This window comes from Chryseobacterium sp. 27AL, assembly GCF_057815395.1.
On sequence record NZ_JBYRIW010000049.1, the window covers coordinates 1 to 351 of the forward strand.

Sequence of the window (351 nt, forward strand, 5' to 3'; positions counted from 1 at the left end):
GTGGGGCCGGCGGGAATCGAACCCGCGTCCGCAAGTCCTCTACAGAGCGTTCTACATACTTAGTTCAGTCATTTGATTTAACCGGCGCGACGCGGACGAACACGCTGCGCGACGACGAGTCACTTGGAGTTAACCCCGGCCGTCGTGACACCGGCCGAAGCGATCCGATATGAATGACCTCGCGTGGCCTTGCGGCCCTAGCCTATCGGCAAGCTAGTGCGAGGACGGCGCGCAATTAAGCGGCCAGCTGGTAACGGTTGTCGTTAGCAGTTATTGCGTTCCCATTGATTAACGAGGTGACGGGTCCTCGGTATGCCCGCTACTGCTTCGCAACCCACGTCGAAACCAGGT

General features: G+C 59.0%; 1 other RNA gene. It reads right to left on the reverse strand.

Annotated features, from left to right (window positions below):
- Nucleotides 1-8 precede the first annotated feature (8 nt).
- Nucleotides 9-350: a transfer-messenger RNA gene (ssrA, locus tag AC3WV0_RS18145) on the reverse strand.
- Nucleotide 351 lies beyond the last annotated feature (1 nt).